Source organism: Photobacterium iliopiscarium (genome assembly GCF_003026395.1).
GTDB classification, from domain to species: Bacteria; Pseudomonadota; Gammaproteobacteria; order Enterobacterales; family Vibrionaceae; genus Photobacterium; species Photobacterium iliopiscarium.
This window is the reverse complement of sequence record NZ_PYOO01000007.1, coordinates 31,051-52,321: the sequence shown is the minus strand read 5'-3', so window position 1 is coordinate 52,321 and position 21,271 is coordinate 31,051. Positions and strand designations below refer to the sequence as shown.

The following is a 21,271-nucleotide window of genomic DNA, read 5'->3' as shown; positions in this document are numbered from 1 at the left end:
ATTACAGGCATGTGTTCGTTTAGGGCGTTATAGCAGACTCTAGCGACAGCAATAATGGATAAGTTGATCCCGATCATCGTAATTTAGAGCGAAACTTGAACTCAGGCAAATATCAGTGATAATTAGCGTATACATTGCTTATTTATTCGGATTAATAAGATGACAGAAGAACATAAAAAGGGTATCTGGTTTGCGTATATAGCCAGCTTTCTAACCCCATTTACTTTACTATTATCAGGAATTATCGCTATTATTTATGCGGGTTATAAACTGGATAAAGGCGCTGATGATATAACCTATAGCCATTATTACACCATTATTCGTAGCTTCTTTTTGTTTCTCACTTTTTTTGTGGTATTGGGTGTATCGGCGGCAACAACAACAGGTATGATTGCGGGAGCTGAATATTGGGTCCACAGTGACATTCTGGCTAAAGCATTAAATGTACTACCGTTTATTGGTGGTGCAATTGCGATTGTTGCAATAGCAGTGTGGTTTGCAAAAATCATTAATGGCATGAAATTGTTAAGCCAAAATAAAGCCGTTAAGTTGTAAGTTATATTTGTTTTCTATGTATTAGATACAAAAGTTCAGATATAAAAAAAGGATAATCGTTTGATTATCCTTTTTTTTTGAATAAAAGATTATTCAGTTTTTGTGACGTTATTATTTTTTAAATTGCATTACAAGTTGATCAAGCTGTTTTAGTAGATCCGTTGTTTTTGAATCTTGCTTTTTCATTGCATTGATAACGTCATCTTGTACTTGCTTGTCTTGTTTGCTGATTGCAGGATCATTCAAGATTGAACGTTGTTGCTTCTCAAGCGTAGTACGAATAGTTGTAAATTCTTTAATTAGCGCGGTACGCTTATCATTTGAAATGTCTTTCTTCGTTGCTTCAATTTGGATTTCTTGAGCACGTTTAATTAGTTTTTCTGGTTGGTAGCCCATTGCTTTAACTTTATTGTTAAATGCAGTTTCGTAAGCTTTCATCTCAGTGATTAGTTGAGGATTTGCTTTTAATGTTTTCACACGAATAGCGGCAAGTTCTTGTTGAATTTTACCAATTTTACCTGCAACTTGTTGTTGCTCTGCGGTAATCTTTTGAGATGCCACCATAGAGGCATTCGGAGCATCTTTAGCCATTGCTACTGTTGGCGCTGCTGCAAATGCACAAGCTAACGCTACTGGTACAGCTAATTTAAGAAACTTGGTTTTTAAGCTAGATGTTTTTGTTTGCATTATGGTTTCTCTTTTGTTCGATGAATAACATTATTATTCAAGAAGGCGTGAGAGAGCGTAAAAGCAAGTCTCAACGTGATTAATCTTGAAGCGCTTACGATATAACATACGCGCACAAATTTAGGGTTATGTCAGATTATTGTCATTAAGTCTGAAGCTAAACTGAATCAAGAATACATATTTTATCAGTTAGTCAGTAAGGACGATATATATATATAATCAATCTAATGATCCGCTAAATAAATCATCACACAAATTGCTTTATCCTCTTAAAGAATAGATAATCAATACTTATAATTATCAGAATTTGAGTGTTCAATAACCTGAACTGAGTCCTGTTTAATTTTCCTACCGTTTATCTATTTTTTGATTAAAACGATAGCTAAAAGTCCCTCTATGCTGGAGTTCATATGTGCCAAGATTGCGGTTGTTCATTACCGAGAGGTGATCACCATCATCACCAACTACAAGCAAACCCACAATTAAATGATAAAAAAACACTATCAGTTATTCATAAAATTCTAGATAAGAATGATGTGGAAGCAGCACATAATCGTGCTCATTTTGAAGCACAGAATGTGACAGCATTTAATTTGATGAGTAGCCCAGGTAGCGGTAAAACCACATTACTGGAGCATTTACATCAACATACTGATTTAAAATATGCCGTGATTGAGGGTGATTTAGAAACCTCACGTGATGCTGATCGTCTAAAAGCACACGGTATTGATGCTTACCAAATTCAAACGGGTTCTGCTTGTCACCTTGATGCCTTTATGGTTCACGGTGCATTACACCATGTTGATCTTAAAAATCTTGATATTTGCTTTGTTGAGAACGTAGGTAATTTGGTTTGTCCTGCAAGCTATGATGTGGGTACACACAAAAATATTGTGTTGGTTTCTGTTCCAGAAGGCGACGACAAAATTGAAAAATATCCAGTAATGTTCCGTCGTGCTGATGTGGTATTAATTACCAAGTGTGATTTGTTACCGTATTTTGATTTCAGCATTGAAGAAGCGAAAGCGCAGCTTAAAAAACTGAATCCTAATATTGAAGTGATTACGCTATCAACCAAAGATGAAGCAACGTTTGCCCCTTTAGTTACATGGCTAACGGCTAATCTACGTCAACAGGAAGCGTAATTATGTGTTTATCGATTCCATCGCAGGTTGTAGAAATTCACGAAGATAATACAGTCACTGTTGATACCATGGGCATGAAGCGTCGAGTAAGTTGCCATTTATTAATGGATCCGCTTGTTCTTGGTGAATATGTATTAGTTCATATTGGTTTTGTAATGAGCAAAATCGATGACAAAGATGCACAAGAAAGTCTTGAAATGTATCAGTTTATTATGGATGAATCAGGGCCACTTCCAATATGAGTTTCGATCTAAAAAAACTGTATGAAGGCTTTCGTGATGCCGATACAGTATTGAGCTTAGCTGAACAGATTAAGCAACTTGCGGTTGATTTACCTGAACCAATGCAAGTAATGGAAGTGTGTGGTGGTCATACACATACCATTATGAAGTATGGTTTAAAGCAGTTATTGCCCGATAATATTGATTTTATTCACGGCCCCGGTTGTCCTGTGTGTGTCATGCCTAAAGAGCGTATTGACCATGCTGCGGCATTAGCCTGTCAGCCAAATGTGATTTTAGTAACATTGGGCGACATGATCCGTGTTCCAGGATCTAAAGGCAGCTTGGCACAATATCGCGCTAAAGGGTGTGATATTCGACCAATTTATGATCCGTTGGATTGTTTAGCCATTGCGCTTGATAACCCAGATAAAGACGTGGTTTTCTTTGCGATTGGTTTTGAAACATCAACCCCAATGACGGCGATTTTGATTGAATTAGCCGAGCAACGTCAGGTCAATAACCTTTATTTCCACATTAACCATGTATTAGTGCCACCTGCGATTGATGTAGTGATGGCTGATCCTGCGGTGAAAGTGAATGCGTTTATTGGTCCGTCACACGTGAGTGTTATTGAGGGCGCTAAAATTTACCGCTCAGTGGTTGAAAAATACCAAACACCCGTTGTTGTGGCAGGGTTTGAACCCGTTGATGTGATGGAATCTATTCTGCGCTTAACCAAGCAAAGAGTCGCAGGCATTGCTGAACTCGATGTGCAATACACACGCGCTGTAACAGAAGAAGGTAACACGGTTGCTCAAGCGGCGGTTAAACGTTGTTTTGATATTCGTGATAGTTTCCGCTGGCGTGGTTTAGGGCCGATTGCTAACTCAGCATTACAACTTAATGCAAAATATCGTCATCGTGATGCTGAAATTAAATTTGCTGCTTGCTTGCCAATGACACCGATTGATGACCACAAAGCGTGTCAGTGCGGTGATATTCTGCGTGGTTTAGCAAAACCAAAAGATTGTAAAGTCTTTGGCCGTGGTTGTACGCCACAAACGCCACTTGGCAGTTGCATGGTGAGTTCAGAAGGTGCGTGTAATGCGTATTTCCGTTACCGAGGTGTTAAATGAGTGAACAAGATTTCTCCGCTTTATCGACTACAAAATCCATTCAATTAAGTCATGGCGGTGGCGGTCAGGAAATGAATAAGCTGATTAAAGGCTTATTCTTTAAAGCGTTTGATAATGCTATTTTACGTAGCGAAGAAGATGCTGCGGTATTAACCCTTGAAGGTAAAACCGCCTTTACCACTGATTCATTTACAGTGTCACCGTTGTTTTTTGCTGGTGGTAACATTGGTAAATTAGCCATTGCAGGCACCGTGAATGATTTAGCGATGATGGGCGCACAACCGCAATATTTAAGTTGCAGCGTGATTATCGAAGAAGGTTTTGAAATCGATAAGCTTAAAACTATCGTGAGTAGCATGGCAAAAGAGTTAAGCATTTCAGGTGCTAAAATCGTTTGTGGTGATACTAAAGTGGTGCCAAAAGGTTGTGCTGACGGTATTTTCATCAATACCACGGGTGTTGGCAAAATCATGCAAACAGGCATTTCAGTGCGTAATCTTGCTGATGGTGATGCAATTATTGTTTCGCGTGATGTGGGTCGTCATGGTGCCGCTATTTTAATGGCGCGTGAAGGCCTAACCCTTGAATCTGAGCTTATCAGTGACTGCAATACGCTATGGCCTGCGGTTGAAGCATTAATTGCGGCAGGGCTTGATATTCATGCAATGCGTGATGCAACCCGTGGTGGTTTATCTGCGGTATTAAACGAATGGGCGCAAGCATCTGATGTGGGTATCAGCCTTGTTGAAGATGATGTACCTGTCAGTGAAGAAGTGCGCGGATTATGTGAATTATACGGGTTTGAACCGTTTGATTTAGCCAACGAAGGCACGTTTATTATTGCATTGCCTCAAGCACAAGCGCAAAAAGCATTAGAGGTGCTTGAAGCTTTTGCTGCCTGTGACAACGCCTGTGTGATTGGTTCAGTTAATAATGAACATACGGGTCGTGTTATTCTAACCAGTGGTTGGGGTAGTCGTCGTTATCTTGACCTTCCTCAAGGTGAATTATTACCGAGGATCTGTTAATGCACGAGTATTCCATTGTTGGCGCTTTAATCGAACAATGCGAACAACATGCTCGTGATAACAATGCAGACAAAGTTACCCGCGTTGCTATTAAAGTCGGCATTTTAAGTGGGGTAGAACCAGCCTTACTTGAAACGGCTTTTCAGACTTTTAAGCTGGAAGGCATTTGCCATGACGCTGAGTTTGAAATGAATATTCAGCCGCTGGTGTTATCCTGCCTCGAATGTGGACAAGAAACCATTCACACCGAGCGCAGCATTATTTGTCAGCATTGCGGTAGTAATCATACTCAGGTACTTGATGGCGAAGACTTAATGCTCATGCAGCTAGAAGTCGAGCAAAGCAAAGACGCATAAGTAGCGATTATCGCTAAAAAAAAGGCCATATCAGTTAATGCTGGTATGGCCTTTTTTATTGGAGGAAAATCAGGTTCGAGTTATCGGGTTACTTTACCTCTCCGTCATTCCCTACAACGAATGCCAACTTAACCCCGTCATTCCCTACAGTGAGGTTACGAACGAGATAGGGAATCTACTAACCATGCGTTGTAGAGTTGCTGTATTCGTTGGTGTTTAGATATAACAGATGTCATGGGTAATTGCGTGGATATTGGTGAAGTTGGTTGTGCAACAAAACAACGAGGGTAGTTTATTGTTGCGTATGATAGTCAGTTATCATAATTGTTATTACTGACTATGATGCTTACAGCACCTGTTTGATGGGATACTACCTGCGATTTGCTCACCGATATAGACTATCTTAATAATAGTATCAAATCCAATTACGCTCCTATCAAAAAACTCATTGTCGCCACCGGTGGTTTAAAATACGAAAACGTGCCTGATTAACGATGCCACTTCAAATCATTACGGATGTTGAACAAAGGACAGTTTGATTTTTGGTTACGTAATGATGAACGAAAAACCCTTGTACGGGAGAGATCCGCCTTCATGAATCGTCTCTTCAATGTTGAGGTGGTTTACCATTAATAATTAGTCAATTGTAAGACTCATTTACCTATTCAGCTTATTTGCAACAAGCCCTGCGATATATGGATGGAATTGTCTATTCTTTATACGCTTACTTCTGATGTGTATTCATTATATTGTATATGTGTGATGATATCCTACTTATTAACATAAAATACTAGAATGCAGTATGTTGCTTATATAAGATATTAACCTTAGTGAATAATAACCCCATTTTGCTTAGGGATCTAAAGTTGAAAATTCTGTTTATAAATGTATCTAAAAACTGGAACGGCAGAGTTTATGCTGAGTACCCGATTGGTGTGGGTATATTAGGAACCATCGCACTAGAAGCCGGCCATGATGTTAGAATTCTCGATCTCGCCGTTGAGAATGTCGATGCAGTGAACGTTATCGGTGAGTTTAAGCCTGATGTTACTGCCATTAGCTTTCTTTCAACTTCTGCTACTACCGCTTTTAATCTCATCAAGCAGCTAAACATGGTTGATTGTGGAACTATCGTCTCTGGTGGAATTCATACATCAATATTCCCACAAGATATGGTATTAAGAGGTGTCGATTTTTCTTTATCTGGTGAAGGTGAACTAAGCTTTATACCACTAGTTAATTACATAACTAAAAATGGGTTAAATAAAGATTTATACGCTGAATTAGCAGAAATTCCAAGCATTTCGTACATGAACTCTTTAGGAGTAGTAGTAAGTACGCCAGCATCAAAGTTATCTGTAGATTTGAATAATACGCCAGCAATCAATCGTGATATCTTTAATTTGGATCTATATCCTCACCACACAATAATCACGAGCCGTGGTTGTCCTTATAAGTGCAAATTTTGTTGCTCTTGGGGACCGGGTGGCAAGAAAGGCCGCATGGCTAGCCCTGAAAAAATTCTTTGTGAAGTAGAAATGCTCGCAGAGAAGTACGGGGAAATCAGTTTGTATTGGGCTGATGATATGTTTTTCTTTAATCGCAGGGATCGTCTCAAATTTTGTAGAATGCTTTCGGAGAAGAATCTACCTATAAAGTGGATTGCTCAGCTTAGAGCTGACAGTATTGACGTAGAGTTGGCACAGGCTTTAGTAGAAGCTGGCTGCGTTAAGATATGTATAGGTGCCGAGTCCGGTTCTGATCGCGTATTAAATGACATTGGTAAAAAGACCAAGATTGAGGATATCAAAAAAGCCATCAAAATTTGTAGGACTGTTGGTCTGAGAATAAAAACATGGTGGATTACGGGGCTTCCTGGTAGCTCTTTAGAAGAAGAATACGCAGCGCTTGATGCCATTACACATAGTATGCCTAACGAGGTGGCTATACACACCTTTGTTCCTCTTCCTGGCACTGAGTATTGGGATAGAGCGAGCGAATTTGGTATTCATTTACCAAGTATGGATCAACTGGAAAAGTTATTTTACTACGGTCTTCCTGGTGATATTAAGCTTGATTACATTTCACCAAGTGACATGACTGAAGTACTACAAACATTTAATACTGAACTTAGAAGTCTTGGATACGTGGCAACAGACGAAGCAACAGATTCTAGTGAATTTGTATTTACCTCACCGATACAAGATAAAACGTTTAATATTTGAGGTAATTATGCAAAAGTTAACCAAGTATTTCCGAATGTCGATTACCGATCAGTGCACGCTGTCATGCTATTTTTGCCATAATGAAGGGCAATGTCAATCCGCCAGCGCGGAAAAGCTTACTGCTGAGGACTTTATTTGGGTATGTGGCCACATGAAATCCATTGGATTCGAAAAATTCAAAATTACTGGTGGTGAGCCAACGTTACGTAAGGATTTGCCTGAAATAATTAGGGGCATTAAAAAACAGGGTATTGATGATGTGTCAATTATTACTAATGGCACGCTACTAAAGAAATCACTTCCGAAGCTTATGGATGCAGGCTTAAAGCGCCTAAACATAAGTCTGTACAGCCTCAATAAGGATAAGTTTAGTAGAGATAATGGCGGCAGTTCTAGACAGCTTGAGTCAATAAAAGCAGGTATAGATAATGTTTTGGAAAATGGTTTTCATGACACCAAGTTGAATTATGTTTTTCACGGTAGTCGTGATATCGATGAACTAGAGCGTATGTTGTCGTACGCTAGCGATAAAAACCTGATACTAGTCATTCTGCCGTTAATACCTATTTCAATTAGAGTGGGTGATGAGAGTACCTCCCTTCAAGAACTTAGGGCGATCTTATCTATATGGGGCATAGAGAAGGAAATTGTATGTCAGGACAAAGAAGGTATATCAAAACGTTTCATTACGATGAAGTCAGGTGCGACGGTTCTCCTACGTGATGATGAACTATCTGCTAAGTTGCCATATAAAGACTGCATAACTTGTAGTGAGAAATCTGAGTGTCGAGAAGGGATTTTTCCTTTGAGAATGACCTCAGTAGGTGAATTCATACCTTGCTTAGCTGGTGGCGTTGCAAGAGTTTCTGCAAGAACAGTCATTAAATCAAGGGATTCTAAAAGTTTACTTAAGTTAGTTAAAGGCGTCATGGAGAGATGATATGTATGTATGTCTAGAGGGTTTGGATGGTTCTGGTAAGACTACACTATTTAATGGCTTAAAGATAAAATTTGACGAACACTGCAAATTGCACGGGTTAACTGCTGAAATTGCCTGTCCTACACATAATTCAAATCCAGATAGTCTTTTAGAAAAATTGTATAACCGTAATTCCAGACTAAAAAATTCAAGCCTATTTAGAGCATTAATTTACTCACGGCGATCAAATTTTGTTGCTAAAAACACCAATTGGAATTCTGATTTTGTATTGGGCGATAGAAGTATTGTTACAAGTTATGTTACAAGGTGGCGAAAATATAGAGGAAGCGCAAAATTATCCTCATTATTCGTTGATATTATGGAATCAAAAATTCCGGCTCCTGACTTTGTCATAATGCTTGATGCATCACCTGAATTACTTATAAGACGTCTGAAGGCAAGAAATCAGGATATTGATATTGATGAAACGCCGAAGAGATCTATGGAGATGAGGGCTGCATATAAGGAAATTAGGGATTCGGCGTTGATAAGTAGACTTGGTAAAGCTCTCTGGGTCACTGTTCCTATATATGATGAGGATGAGCCAGTCGACGTTTTAGACAGAACGTGGAAAATACTAGAAGAAAATGTTCTGCAATTATCTTTAAAGGAATAGGTCCATGAGTATAAAGAAAATTACAAGTAATGGTGAAAGCCTAATTATAGATAGAATCAAAAAACTAGACTCTGAAATTACAGCTATAAGAGAGGAGAAAGCCATCGCCTATACAGCAAGCGGAGATACTTGGCACGATAACCCGGGCTTCAACTCACTAGAGCAGGCTGAGCATCGAAAAGCAAAGGAAATCGTTGAGTTAAAAGATTTATTAACTACATCGCATAAAATAGATATAACTAAAAGAAATACTACATTTGTTGACGTTGGTTCAATAGTTAAGTGTGTAAGAATAAGTATTGATGATCCTTTGTCGACCGAAGCAACTGAAATCTGGGAAATTGGTGGTTTTGGAGAGTCTGACCCAAAGAAAAATGTATTGAGTTACGAAACGCCTGTTGGAAGCGCTCTTATGGGGTGCAAGCCTGATACAGAGACAGAGCAAACAGAAATTGCTGGAAAAAACTACATTTTTGAAATTGTTGATTTATACAATTCATGGAACGAATGCAATGATAAAAGATAATTTGTTTTTTTACATCATAGGTACTCATTGCTGCGGTAAAACATCAATAATTAATCGCTTAAAAAGCGAAGGGCATATTGAATTCTCAGGATCTGAGATCGGCAAAGATTTGTATTATAAAGAAAAATTTCTGACCTCTAGCCAGGATGTTCATTTTGAGCATAGAGTGGCAGGACTTGAATTAGATCGCGATAAGTCTTTTGATGATTTTCAGGGGATAGTTGTAGTGGAAACTTGGCACCCGGGCAATATTGCTTACGCTCTTTTAAGGAATAAGGATGGCTGTGGTGATTTATTAGAATATTATAAATCATCTCCTTTTAAAAAGAATGCGATTGGTATTTGGCTGGTTCTATCCAACCCAGCAGAAACCATAAATCAGCGAACAAAAACATTTATCGGTGATAAGGATTGGGCGGTAGAGTTTTATTGTGCTATACAAAATTCGATTAATGATGCCGTAAATATGATGGGCTTAAAAAACTCTATAATAAAGATATCGGCTGATGATGATGCTGATACAGTATATAAAAGTGTTCTCGATACGATAAAGGCAGCCAAGCTATCTAATCACAATTATGAATATACAGATTCACATACCATAGTATGAGGTGATTCTTTATCCCTAAGTGGTTATTTCAAACTTAAAATAACCACTTGTAGTATATTTAATGATTTATAAGACCCTGTCCCAAAATCTGTGTAATTGCCTATCATTAACTTAATCATATTAAGGATAGGTAATTATGACCAAGCAAGAACTTGAAGCCTTTGCGAAGGAAGCTGCAAAAGGTTTGAAATCTCATCAAGATCTCCTCGATTTCAGCCAAATGCTCACTAAAATCACAGTTGAAGCTGCTCTTAATGCAGAACTTGATGAGCATTTAGGTTATGAAAAAAATCAGAAAGACGCCTCAATAAACTATCGAAATGGTTCATCAACTAAGACTTTAAAAACAGAAGATGGGCAATTTGAACTCGATACACCAAGAGATCGTGAAGGTAGTTTTGAACCACAATTGGTTAAGAAAAATCAAACACGTTTTACATCGATGGATGACAAAATTCTAAGTCTCTACGCTAGAGGCATGACAATACGTGATATCGTTGATTCGTTTAAAGAAATGTATAATGCAGACATTTCACCAACACTAATATCCAAAGTTACTAACGCCGTCATTGACGAAGTCAATGAATGGCAAAATAGACCATTAGACAGTCTTTATCCCATTGTTTATTTAGACTGTATTGTGGTTAAAATCCGTCAAGATAACCGTGTAATTAATAAAGCGGTTTTTCTCGCTTTAGCAATTAATCTTGATGGAGAAAAAGAATTATTAGGTTTGTGGTTCGCCGAAAATGAAGGCGCTAAGTTTTGGCTTAATGTCTTAACTGAGTTAAAGAACCGAGGCGTTGAAGACATCTTAATTGCTTGTGTAGATGGCCTTAAAGGCTTTCCTGATGCAATTAATACTGTTTATCCAGAAACACATATCCAACTCTGTATCGTCCATATGATAAGGAACTCACTACGATTTGTATCCTGGAAGGATTACAAAGCAGTGACCGCAGATTTAAAACGAATCTATCAGGCAGATACTGAAGAAATAGCACTTATGGAGCGAGATACTTTTTCAGAACGTTGGGATGAAAAATATCCTCAAATATCAAGGTCATGGATAAATAATTGGGAAAATTTAAACACGTTTTTCAGATATCCAAAGGATATCAGAAAAGCGATTTATACAACGAACGCTATTGAGTCACTGAATAGTGTTATCCGTAAAGCGATTAAAAACCGAAAAGTATTTCCAAGTGATGACTCGGCTAAAAAAGTCATCTATTTGGCAATTCGTTCCGCATCAAAAAAATGGTCGATGCCAATTCATAATTGGAAAGCAGCGATGAACCGTTTTATTATTGAATTTGAAGACCGTTTAAAAGATCACCTGTAAAAGGTAATTACACAGAATTATTTACAGGGTCTCGTGAAATGCACTTTGGCTAATTACGTTGATCAATAACAAAAATAACCCCCACAAAAAAGCCCCATCACTAACAGCAATGGGGCTATTTAATTCAATAGAATAAACCTTAACGGCGGCGCATTTTTAAGAACAAGGCACCAGCACTTAGGTTGCTGCCATCAAGTTCTAACTTGCGGTTTGTTACGATAGGGAAGTTCTTACCTACACGTAAGCAAACGCGATCTGCTAGCACTTCATTAGCAAAGTCACTACCTGCAAGGGTAACGGCTTTAATACCTGTGGTTTCGTCCATACGTTCGATCCAGTTAGCAATATAGTCTGCTAGTGAGTCCATTACACCAAAGGCGAGTTTGTCATAATCGACTTCATCAACCACTAAGCAGAAACTCATTAAACTGCCGACCATTTGTGCCCAATCAATCGTGCGTTTGCCATCAACCATATCTAATGAAAAATCGACACGGTGGCCTTGATTACTCTCATTGTGGAGTGATTTGGCGATCAACGCATCATTAAGATATTGAACACTGTCATGACCTGATTTTGATAAACCAAGTATGGTAGCCGCTAATGCAAATAAACCTGACAGTTGGTTGTTACATTCATTTAAAATTAACTTATTGAGTGCGTTATAACTAACCGGTATTTGATGCTTAAATTTAGCTAATACTTCAGCTTGTTCACCTGCGGCTAATACGGCAATCATTTCAGAGCCTGAATGCGGCAGGGTAGGCATGGTTAAGAAGGTATCTGTACGGGTGAATTTATCTTGGCTGACAATTTCACCTGCGGCATAACGACCAAAATAAATAGCAGCACTATGACGACCGACACCTGATTCTAACATTCCACCATGTAGCGCACAGATAGGAAGAGTCTGCGCTGGCGCATCATTAGAGTGATGTGGCTGGTAATCAAATCGAATGCGGCGTTTGCTCCAATAGGCATTTAAACCATTGATACAAGCTTGATCATGTAATGGTTCAACCGCTTTGAATGGTGCTAAAGGGTTAATCATCGGATCGCTACAAATTTGACTCCAACCTTTGTTAATACGAGCAATTAACGGTTGCTGATGATTGGTTTCAATGTGTAAATAATCAATGCCACGCACACGTAGTATTTCAGTTAACACGGTTAATACGCGATTATAGCTAAAGCAGAGATCATACAAGGGTTGATCAAGCTGAGCATGGTGGCGTTTAGCGCGAACGGTTACGCGCGGTTTTTCTAAGCTCGATAACGCTAATACATGCAGCGATGGCACGATAAAATGCATTGGTACATTGTTAGGGTTACAGATAATAACTTGCTGACGCTGGTGTTGTGCGGCTGCAATTGGTCCACGGCTTAAATGAAATTCGTGTTGTTGGTTATCAGCAAGCGGTAGGCTAAAACTAACATGACCGGTATTCATTACCGTTTCGGCCCACTGCTGAATTTGCTGGCAAGTAATTGAAGAATCAACCAGTTTTTCACCATGGCAATGTGAGCAGGTAATACCAATTTCACCAAATAATTCAGATTGGTTATCACCAAGAGCTGGCTCGCAATAACTACAGAAAGGCAGATTATGCGCAGTTGTTATTAAGGGAACAATACGACCTTCACGGTGACGAATTTCTTTAATTGAAGAGTCAATCAACCAAATAGATAATAAGAAATCTTTGGCTATTTGATCAGCTAATGCTTCCAGTTGTGCTTGGGTGCCAACCGCTTCAATGATATAACGATTTTTTTCATAACCAATGGTAATTTCTACCGGTTGGTTTGCTAAATAATCGTTACATAATTGCGCGTAAAATGGCACTGGGCGTGAACAAGTAAAAGAAAACTGAATTAATTTCATTGTTCAATACCTCGTTTGTAAGCCGTTGGAATCAGGCTATTAATATCAATGTTATTTACTTTTTCGCACGTTATATCGAGAGCGGAAAGGTGGTTAATTAATGCAGATTCCATAATTGGTATCGCGGCATTAATTTTAGATGTTAAACCCATATACATAGGTTCTAATACGGTGGGTGTTACGCCTAAAACATAGGTTTTGGGACGATCGCCAACCAGTTCCATCATGATCAATGTTTGTAGCATTTCAACTTCGTGAGCACTGCCTTGCCAATCGATTTCAGCAGGGGCTTTATCAAAGTCAAAGAAATACACTTCACCAGCATCTACATCAGCGGCATTCACTGTATCAACCACAATAAGGTGGTCGTATTGGGTTAATGTCGGAATAAGACAATGTGCTAACGTACCGCCATCAATAAGATCTATCTGATGCTCGGGGTGCGTAAAGCGGTAATTTTCTGTGAGATAATTGACGAAATGTACGCCGACTCCTTCGTCGGCGTACAAGACATTGCCAATACCAAGCAGCAATATCTTCATTTGCGCTAGTGGCCTTTATTTTTTGAATGACTATTGTGGTGAGCATGATGCTGGACTGGATGATTGCCTTTATCTGCTTTTTTTACGTTTACCGCGTGGTAATCGTAACCAGACATAATGGCATCAGCTGAACCGTTACGGAAACGGATCCCTGTCCAAATCACCATATACACGTGGATCAATACAAAAATAATGAATGCCCAAGTAATATAATGGTGCCATTTACGCACTTCATCTAACCCGCCCATCGCGTATGCGACCCATTGAGCAGGTTCCCACATCATGCCACCAATACCTAAGTGGTACACATTAGCATATAGCGTTAAGCCAGTCACACACATGAAGATGGCAGCGATAGAAATCCCTGCATAAACCATGAGTTGCAATGGACCATAAGCGCCGTGGTGGGGTGCATTACCCATCCAAAAATAGGCTTTGATCTGTTTTACCCAGCTTTTGGGACTGATGATATCTTGAATCGAGCGCCGTTCAACATTGCTACGACTGAAAAAGAACAGATAGACACGAATCAGTGTTACGGCGATTAAAATAAAGCCTAATACTTCATGTGCTAAACGGATCCAGCCTTGTTCAAGCACATTGGTGCTATTGGGTGCGACTAAAAACGGCCAAGCAATATAAAAACCAGTAACAACTAGTCCAAAAACTGCAAAGGCACGTAACCAGTGGCATAAACGGATAACGAATGAAAATACATAGGATCGTTTATACAACACAGTATCTGTTGACATGATAAATCCTTAGTTACATTGCCTGAGCTGGAATACGGAATTCACTAAGAGATTGACCTTTATAATCCATTACGTGTACTGAACACGCCATACAAGGGTCAAATGAGTGAATAACACGTAACACTTCTAATGGTTTTTTAGGATCTTCAAGGTGCAAACCCACTAACGATGCTTCGTAAGGACCAACCTTACCGTTACCATCAATAGGGCCTGCGTTCCATGTTGTTGGAACCACTGCTTGATAGTTTTCAACTTTCGCGTCTTTAATGCGTAACCAGTGACTTAATAAACCACGAGGTGCTTCAATGATACCTACACCTTTGTATTCTTTCTCAGGATCAATGGTTGGTTCAATGTAAGTGGTGTGGTCTGAATTTAGGTTATGCACCATAGATTCAAATGTTTCTAAGCCATAACGAGAAATCGTTAAGGTATGTAACATACGACCCGCAGTACGACCGAGCGTGGTAAATAAAGCGCCCGCAGGGAGTCCTGTTTGTTTTAGGAATTCATTAACAATCGGTGTTACGCGAGGGTTGCCTTTCGCGTAGTTAACGACCATTGTTGCCAGTGGACCTACTTCTACAGGATCGCCATTATAACGTGGTGATTTAACCCAAGAATATTTACCCGCTTCATTGATAGTTGGACGCTTACCAACAATGGTATCGCGCTCAATAAACGGAGTATGTTCTGGAATAGTCGTACCATCGTATGGATGTTGAGGCTTATTCGCGTCATACCATGAGTGAGTTACATCTTCTGCAATTAGATTAATATCAATTTTTTCTGCTTTAGATAAATCTTTATTACGGATAATGCCACTTACGAACAAGTGCTCATCTGGGTTAAGTAAAATAGATTCACTACACATGAAGGTATCAACGTTACAACCACCAAGAACACTTGGCGCTGTACCATAAGCCGCTGCGGCCATTAAGATATCAGCTTGATATGCACGCTCAACAAAGTTAGCAACATGTTGGTATTTTTGCTTAAATTCTTGTAAGCGAGCAGGGTCTAACATGTCACGTACACACGTTACGCCACCAACAACAATCGATTGTGGATGTGGGTTTTTACCGCCCCAAACTGCCATACATTCTGCGGCAATACGCTGAACTTCAAGTGCTTTAAGGTAGTGGCTTAAACCGATCAAGTTCTGCTCTGGTGTGAACTTGTAGGTTTTATTACCCCAATAAGCATTAGCAAATGGACCTAACTTACCAGTGTTGACTAAGCCCTGTACTTTTTCTTGTGCAGCACGTAAATCACCTTCACCAGCAGCAATTGGCGTTGCTGAATACTTCATTGCTTCAGCGGCAGCTTTAGCAGGATCGGCACTCAATGCTGAAACAACATCTATCCAATCTAGACCATGCAGAATGTAGAAATGCACAATATGGTCATGCAATTGTAGAGTCGTTAAGATCAAGCTACGAATGTATTTCGCATTGAGAGGCACTTGGGCATTGATTGCATCTTCAACAGCCAACGTACCACATAAGTAATGTGATGATGTACATACACCACAAATACGTTGCATTAATAGGCCAACATCATACGGTGTACGGCCTTTCATTATAATTTCAAGACCACGGAACAGGGTAGATGATGCCCATGCCTTGTTGATCACGTTATTCGCATCAAGTTCAACTTCGATGCGTAAGTGGCCTTCGATACGAGTAATGGGATCGATAACGACGCGCTTGCTCATGAATTATTCCTCGATTTTTTTAGCAAAAATACTGCTGACTGCGTGTGCACCAATACCAACGGCAGTGACACCTAAAATAACCGCACCAATAGTATCGGCGGTGGCATCTAAACCATGAACAGGTTGACGACTTAATGGTTTTTCGAAATCTGCCATGTCATCCCAGAAATCAGGTTCTGAACAGCCGATACAACCATGACCTGCAAGTACTGGCCAGCTAGTGTGAGCATTAAAACGCTCTGTTGGACAGTTGTTGTAGGTGTAAGGACCTTTACAACCCATTTTGAATAAGCAGTAACCTTGCTTAGCATTATCATCGCCAAACTGTGTTACGAACTCACCCGCATCAAAGTGACCACGACGTTCACAGTTATCATGAACACGTGCGCCATAAGCCCATTTAGGACGGTTGAAAATATCTAATGCAGGTAAGCGACCAAACATGATGAAGTACATTAATGTACCGGTAATGTTGGCTGGGTTAGGTGGACAACCTGCAACGTTAACCACCGGGCGATCAATGATTGTACCGACACTTTTCGCGCCAGTTGGGTTAGGGCGCGCGGCTTGTACACCACCGAAAGATGAACATGTACCGACACAAATTACTGCGGCTGCATCTGCGGCAACGCGTTTAATCAGTGAGACACCTGTTTCAGCTTTGCTACCTATAGTAAGGAAAGTACCGTTATTCGCTGTTGGTACTGCACCTTCAGCGGCAAGTAGGTATTGGCCTTTATAAGCTTTCATTGCGTTATCAAGGTTTTCTTCTGCTTGATCGCCAGCGGCGGCCATGAGTACTTCTTGGTATTCAAGCGACACATGTTCAAACAATAATGTACTAATATCTGGTGTAGTACTACGGACTAATGATTCAGAACAACCAGTACATTCGGCAAGGCTCAACCATATAAGTGGGACACGATCAGAAAGCTCAGCAGCTTCAGCAACCATGGTACTAAAAGGTAAGGGTAGTGCCAGTAATGAAGTGATGGTTGCACTCCAAATCATGAAGTCACGACGGGTAATGCCATTTTGTTCAAGTTTTTTCTGAAAAGAACCCTCACGAAGAGGTTTCATTTTTCGAAGCTCAGCAAGACGTTTCTGGCCGAGTTCAAAAAGGGCTGCATGCGAATCCATCTATCAACCTTGTTAGCTATGATTAAATATACTTTAAAAGTATTACTCGCTAATTCTATGACTTAAATCAATACAATTAATTGATCTGAATCAGATTTTGAAAATTTGTGTGACAAAATAAAAAATCAAAAATGAGGCTATGCATAAAATAACGATCGGTAATGATAATTGCTATTATTTCAATATGTTATGATATTTTTTGGCATGTTAAGCTTATGATAATTAATGGTTTTATTTATCGCGATTATTGGGTTGGTATATCAACCTGATGCGTGGTTATGCAATATAAAAGCAGATTAAAATATAAATATTTTGAAAGGGTTATTTGTTTAGTTCTAAAATTAGAATTTTTTAGTAAAGCAGTATGAAAAACGCTCTTATTGGATTAAATAAGAGCGTTTAAAAACAGCTGTAATCGCTAAAAATACTTACTCGCCAATAAGAAATTTCTTATCCAGTTCACAGAACGCAAGTAATAGGTTAGCAGCCGCAGCATAGAAGCCAAATTGGTCACGTAATTGACATTCTTTGGTGAATAACGGCAACCAATTTAACAGCATGGTGTTGATGAATGACAATTGTGATTGCATAAGTGCTTCACGTTGTTCTTCGGTTTGTTGCTGATTACCTAAAATGATTAAATTACCCATAAAATCTAGTTCAATCGCAAGGTGATCGGCTGGTTCATTGAACTCTTTGCGCTGTGCAATATCAAATGATGCCATAAGCTCATGCATTTCTTGTGCGGGCTTATCGTTTAGTAATCCTGTTTTACCGACATACATTGAAGCGTAAGGCAACGCTCCTGATTTTGGTGTGCTTAAAAATAAACCACAAAAATCAGCTGCAAGTTCTAGTTGCTCGTCACTGCGAGCATTAGACTTTGTAATGGCTGCTCGAAAGTTATCAACGGGTGCTTTTAATTCCTCAGTCATACCAAGACCTGACAGGAATGTATACATCTCACCGCCATGGTATTCATGTAGATCTGCATCACTTAATTCACGGGCGAAAAGTGAAGACATCCACCAATAGATTTCAGCTCGTTGTTCATTGAATGCGATAAATTCTTGCATGGTCACTCCAGACATAAAACATATTCAAATAAAGCAGTTAAGTAGAGTATACCTAACGGTTATTAGAATAGGTTCTAAAAAATGAAATAAAGGCGATGAAAATAAGATTCATCGCCTTTATGGATTGATTTATTCGGCTAACAATGGATTAATTATTTATCCATTGCAGGGAATAGTGGATCAATGCCAGTTTCATACGTAGGGCCGTTAAAACCAGTTACTTCAGGTACTGGGCCTGTGTATTTCTCAATATCAACCACAGCGGTGTGCGCTGATGTTGCTTGTGCTAGTTGAGAAGTACCGATATCTAACGTTAATACGTTTGGATCGCCGTAAGTACAGATTGTACCTGCTTTGCCGCCTTCTAATGGGCTATACCAAGCACCTTCATGAATACGACAAACACCTGGTGAGTAGTCTTCTGTAACAACCGCACCCGCTAATACTTGACCACGACCGTTAAAGACACGTACCAAATCACCCGATTTAATATTACGAGCAGCAGCATCTTGAGTGTTGATGTAAATCGGCTCACGATCTGCAACAGCGTAAGTTGCACGGAAGTCAGTTGATGAACATAACTGTGAGTGCAAACGGTTATTGGGGTGACAGCTTTGTAAGTGAAGCGGGTAGACATCAGAGCGAGGGCCGCCGTGACTACGTTCTTCTTTTTCAAACCACATTGGGTGACCTTGACAGTCGTTATAGCCCATATCTGCGATTGTCTTACAGTAGATCTCAATCAGACCTGACGCTGTACCTAGTGGCTCAAGATCCGGTTCGTTACGGAATGACTCGTGACGTACCCATTCTTTGCCCGCTGGGAATTCAATGTAACCATCACCTTCCCAGAACTTAGCGAAGTTTGGCATACGAACGCCAATACCACGGCCTTGTAAACGTGCGCCGTTGTAGATCTCTTCGATGATTTCCATCTTCGTTTTGCCGCCAGTAAATGCTTCTTCACGGTTGAAGCGCGAACATAGCTCACGGAAAATATCGAAATCATCTTTAGATTCAAACATTGGCTCAACAATCTTACGTAATGCAAGGATACCTTTGTTGGAGTGGTTACCAAACTGCTCGATATCATCACGCTCGTAAGTGGTTGTTGCAGGTAAGACGATATCTGCAAAACGACATGTTGCTGTCCATTGGTGCTCGATAGAAACAACCGTTTCTAGTTTCGTCCACGCTTTGATCATACGGTTACGATCTTGGTGGTGAGCAAATGGGTTGTTACCACTGAAGATCGCCATCTTCATGTATGGGAAGGTGATTTCACTACCGTTCCATTGAATTTTCGTACCTGGGTTAGAGATACAATCTACAAAACGTGCCACAGGGATCGTTTTTGCGTAACCTTTAAATGAACCGTTGTAGATTGGCTCTACGCCTGTTACACCGCTAAAGCCTGACATTAGTGGGCCAGCAGAAGTGATAGTACCAGCATCGTTGTAGTGCCAGCCGAAACCGAAACCACCACCAGGTTGACCAATCTGACCAAGCATTGCTGCTAGAACAACCAGCATCCACGCCCATTGCTCGCCGTGTTGCATACGCTGTAGACACCAACCGCCCACAAGCTGAGTACGACCACCCGCCATTGTGCGTGCTAGTTCACGGATCTGACTTGCCTTGATGCCACAGATTTTCTCTGCCCATTCAGGAGTCTTAACGATACCGTCAGTTTCGCCCATCACGTAAGGCATGAACTGCTTAAAGCCTGTGGTGTAGTTAGCGATGAATTCTTTGTCGTATAGATTTTCAGTGTATAGCGTGTGCGCAATCGCCAGCATCAACGGAATATCTGATTGTGGGTGGACAGGTAACTGCTCACCACCAACAAACTTCATGGTTTGGTTACGGACAGGATCAATGTGAATAACTTTAATTTCTTTGTTTTTCACTTTTTCAGCAAGTTGCTGGTATGAGCCGTATACGCTGTGATCAGGAACCAACCAACCTACTTGAAGGTTTTTAACCGGGTCCGTACCCCACATTACGATGGTATCTGTGTTTTTAAGCACGATATCCCAAGAGGTTTGTTGCTCGTAAACTTCCATTGCACCCGCAACGTAAGGAAGAATAACTTGTGCAGCACCTGTTGAGTAGTCACCCATTTTACCAAGGGTTGTACCGTGTAGGCTGATACCACGTTTCATCATCGTACCGGCGTTGTGTAGTTTACCTACAGACTGCCAGCCAGTATGACCTGCGTATAACGCACTTGGACCGTAAGTTTCTTGAACACGGTTTAATTCGTGCTGGAAGAAATCTAACGCTTGTGACCAAGGCACACGTACGAAACGGTTGTTACCACGTTGGCTTGTATCAGACTTGTAGCCTTGTTTTAGCCAGTCGATACGAATCATTGGGTATTTAACACGTGCAGGGTTGTATACCACTTCACGTACAGCATCGAGCATTACTGTTGGGTGTGGGTCTTTCTCAAACGGTGTTGTTTCAGTCCATACGCCGTTAACAACTTTGGCACGGAAAGCGCCCCAGTGAGAGCCACAAAGCACTTCACCGTTAAAACCAGTTACAGCATCTGTTGCTGCCATCGCTTTACGAGGAGCAAGCAGGCTAGTACCGACGACTGATGCAGCACTTGCAATCGCAAGACCAGATAAGAAGCGGCGGCGTGTAATGCCTTTATGATTGTTTTGAGTCGCCATAGTTGGAGAATCCTTAAACTTTAATTTTTATCGATGGGGCGGGGATAAC

General features: G+C 40.2%; 20 protein-coding genes and 1 pseudogene. 13 read left to right on the top strand and 8 right to left on the bottom strand.

Going from position 1 to position 21,271, the window contains the following annotated elements; genetic code table 11:
• Positions 1 to 159: 159 nt before the first annotated feature.
• A complete protein-coding gene (locus C9J51_RS11835; protein ID WP_045037011.1) occupies positions 160 to 555 on the top strand; it encodes a hypothetical protein in 396 nt (131 codons plus the stop codon).
• A 111-nt stretch (positions 556 to 666) separates the two neighbouring features.
• On the opposite strand, the gene C9J51_RS11830 is transcribed toward C9J51_RS11835, so the two are convergent.
• Complete coding sequence (locus C9J51_RS11830; protein WP_045037010.1) at positions 667 to 1,242, bottom strand: hypothetical protein; 576 nt, start codon at positions 1,240 to 1,242, stop codon at positions 667 to 669.
• Between the two features lie 410 nt (positions 1,243 to 1,652).
• Between C9J51_RS11830 and hypB the strand changes: the two genes are divergently transcribed.
• The 12 genes and pseudogenes from hypB to C9J51_RS11770 all read left to right on the top strand — a co-directional run bounded on the left by hypB (position 1,653) and on the right by C9J51_RS11770 (position 11,432).
• Positions 1,653 to 2,387, top strand: a complete 735-nt coding sequence (gene hypB / locus C9J51_RS11825; protein ID WP_045037009.1) for a hydrogenase nickel incorporation protein HypB — start codon at positions 1,653 to 1,655, stop codon at positions 2,385 to 2,387.
• Positions 2,388 to 2,389: 2 nt separating this feature from the next.
• The gene (locus C9J51_RS11820; RefSeq protein WP_045037008.1) at positions 2,390 to 2,629 is read left to right on the top strand and encodes a HypC/HybG/HupF family hydrogenase formation chaperone; all 240 of its coding nucleotides are present in this window, start codon (positions 2,390 to 2,392) and stop codon (positions 2,627 to 2,629) included.
• Positions 2,626 to 3,747, top strand: a complete 1,122-nt coding sequence (hypD, locus tag C9J51_RS11815) for a hydrogenase formation protein HypD (RefSeq protein ID WP_045037007.1) — start codon at positions 2,626 to 2,628, stop codon at positions 3,745 to 3,747. The genes C9J51_RS11820 and hypD overlap by 4 nt, the downstream gene beginning before the upstream one ends.
• Entirely contained in the window at positions 3,744 to 4,775 is a 1,032-nt protein-coding gene (gene hypE / locus C9J51_RS11810) for a hydrogenase expression/formation protein HypE (RefSeq protein ID WP_045040294.1), read from the top strand. Before hypD ends, hypE begins: the two co-directional genes overlap by 4 nt.
• Entirely contained in the window at positions 4,775 to 5,131 is a 357-nt protein-coding gene (locus C9J51_RS11805; RefSeq protein ID WP_045040295.1) for a hydrogenase maturation nickel metallochaperone HypA/HybF, read from the top strand. Before hypE ends, C9J51_RS11805 begins: the two co-directional genes overlap by 1 nt.
• Before the next feature lie 393 nt (positions 5,132 to 5,524).
• Positions 5,525 to 5,764 (top strand): annotated as a pseudogene (locus C9J51_RS11800) (IS6 family transposase); the annotation flags it as partial.
• 233 nt (positions 5,765 to 5,997) lie between these two features.
• Positions 5,998 to 7,356 (top strand): B12-binding domain-containing radical SAM protein, encoded by a 1,359-nt coding sequence (locus tag C9J51_RS11795; protein WP_045040296.1) that lies wholly within the window; start codon positions 5,998 to 6,000, stop codon positions 7,354 to 7,356.
• A gap of 7 nt (positions 7,357 to 7,363) precedes the next feature.
• Entirely contained in the window at positions 7,364 to 8,296 is a 933-nt protein-coding gene (locus tag C9J51_RS11790; protein WP_052668113.1) for a radical SAM protein, read from the top strand.
• Between the two features lies 1 nt (position 8,297).
• Positions 8,298 to 8,951: a deoxynucleoside kinase gene (locus tag C9J51_RS11785; protein ID WP_107275131.1), complete on the top strand. Its 654-nt coding sequence runs from the start codon at positions 8,298 to 8,300 to the stop codon at positions 8,949 to 8,951.
• 4 nt (positions 8,952 to 8,955) lie between these two features.
• Complete coding sequence (locus C9J51_RS11780; protein ID WP_045040299.1) at positions 8,956 to 9,477, top strand: GreA/GreB family elongation factor; 522 nt, start codon at positions 8,956 to 8,958, stop codon at positions 9,475 to 9,477.
• Positions 9,464 to 10,087: a hypothetical protein gene (locus tag C9J51_RS11775; protein ID WP_045040300.1), complete on the top strand. Its 624-nt coding sequence runs from the start codon at positions 9,464 to 9,466 to the stop codon at positions 10,085 to 10,087. The genes C9J51_RS11780 and C9J51_RS11775 overlap by 14 nt, the downstream gene beginning before the upstream one ends.
• Before the next feature lie 136 nt (positions 10,088 to 10,223).
• The gene (locus tag C9J51_RS11770; RefSeq protein ID WP_045040301.1) at positions 10,224 to 11,432 is read left to right on the top strand and encodes an IS256 family transposase; all 1,209 of its coding nucleotides are present in this window, start codon (positions 10,224 to 10,226) and stop codon (positions 11,430 to 11,432) included.
• A 139-nt stretch (positions 11,433 to 11,571) separates the two neighbouring features.
• Here C9J51_RS11770 and C9J51_RS11765 read toward each other — a convergent pair whose 3' ends face one another.
• The 7 genes from C9J51_RS11765 to torA form a co-directional block, all read right to left on the bottom strand.
• A complete protein-coding gene (locus C9J51_RS11765; RefSeq protein WP_045040302.1) occupies positions 11,572 to 13,314 on the bottom strand; it encodes a Kae1-like domain-containing protein in 1,743 nt (580 codons plus the stop codon).
• The gene (locus tag C9J51_RS11760) at positions 13,311 to 13,856 is read right to left on the bottom strand and encodes a HyaD/HybD family hydrogenase maturation endopeptidase (protein WP_045037000.1); all 546 of its coding nucleotides are present in this window, start codon (positions 13,854 to 13,856) and stop codon (positions 13,311 to 13,313) included. Before C9J51_RS11760 ends, C9J51_RS11765 begins: the two co-directional genes overlap by 4 nt.
• A 5-nt stretch (positions 13,857 to 13,861) precedes the next feature.
• On the bottom strand, positions 13,862 to 14,608 hold the full coding sequence (cybH, locus tag C9J51_RS11755) for a Ni/Fe-hydrogenase, b-type cytochrome subunit (protein WP_045036999.1): 747 nt from the start codon (positions 14,606 to 14,608) through the stop codon (positions 13,862 to 13,864).
• Positions 14,609 to 14,621: 13 nt separating this feature from the next.
• Positions 14,622 to 16,325 carry a nickel-dependent hydrogenase large subunit gene (locus tag C9J51_RS11750; RefSeq protein WP_107275128.1) on the bottom strand — a complete coding sequence of 568 codons (1,704 nt, stop codon included), beginning with the start codon at positions 16,323 to 16,325 and terminating at the stop codon, positions 14,622 to 14,624.
• A 3-nt stretch (positions 16,326 to 16,328) separates the two neighbouring features.
• Positions 16,329 to 17,465 (bottom strand): hydrogenase small subunit, encoded by a 1,137-nt coding sequence (locus C9J51_RS11745; RefSeq protein WP_045036997.1) that lies wholly within the window; start codon positions 17,463 to 17,465, stop codon positions 16,329 to 16,331.
• A gap of 428 nt (positions 17,466 to 17,893) precedes the next feature.
• The gene (torD, locus tag C9J51_RS11740; protein WP_045040303.1) at positions 17,894 to 18,541 is read right to left on the bottom strand and encodes a molecular chaperone TorD; all 648 of its coding nucleotides are present in this window, start codon (positions 18,539 to 18,541) and stop codon (positions 17,894 to 17,896) included.
• Between the two features lie 152 nt (positions 18,542 to 18,693).
• Positions 18,694 to 21,222: a trimethylamine-N-oxide reductase TorA gene (gene torA, locus C9J51_RS11735; RefSeq protein WP_045040304.1), complete on the bottom strand. Its 2,529-nt coding sequence runs from the start codon at positions 21,220 to 21,222 to the stop codon at positions 18,694 to 18,696.
• Positions 21,223 to 21,271 lie beyond the last annotated feature (49 nt).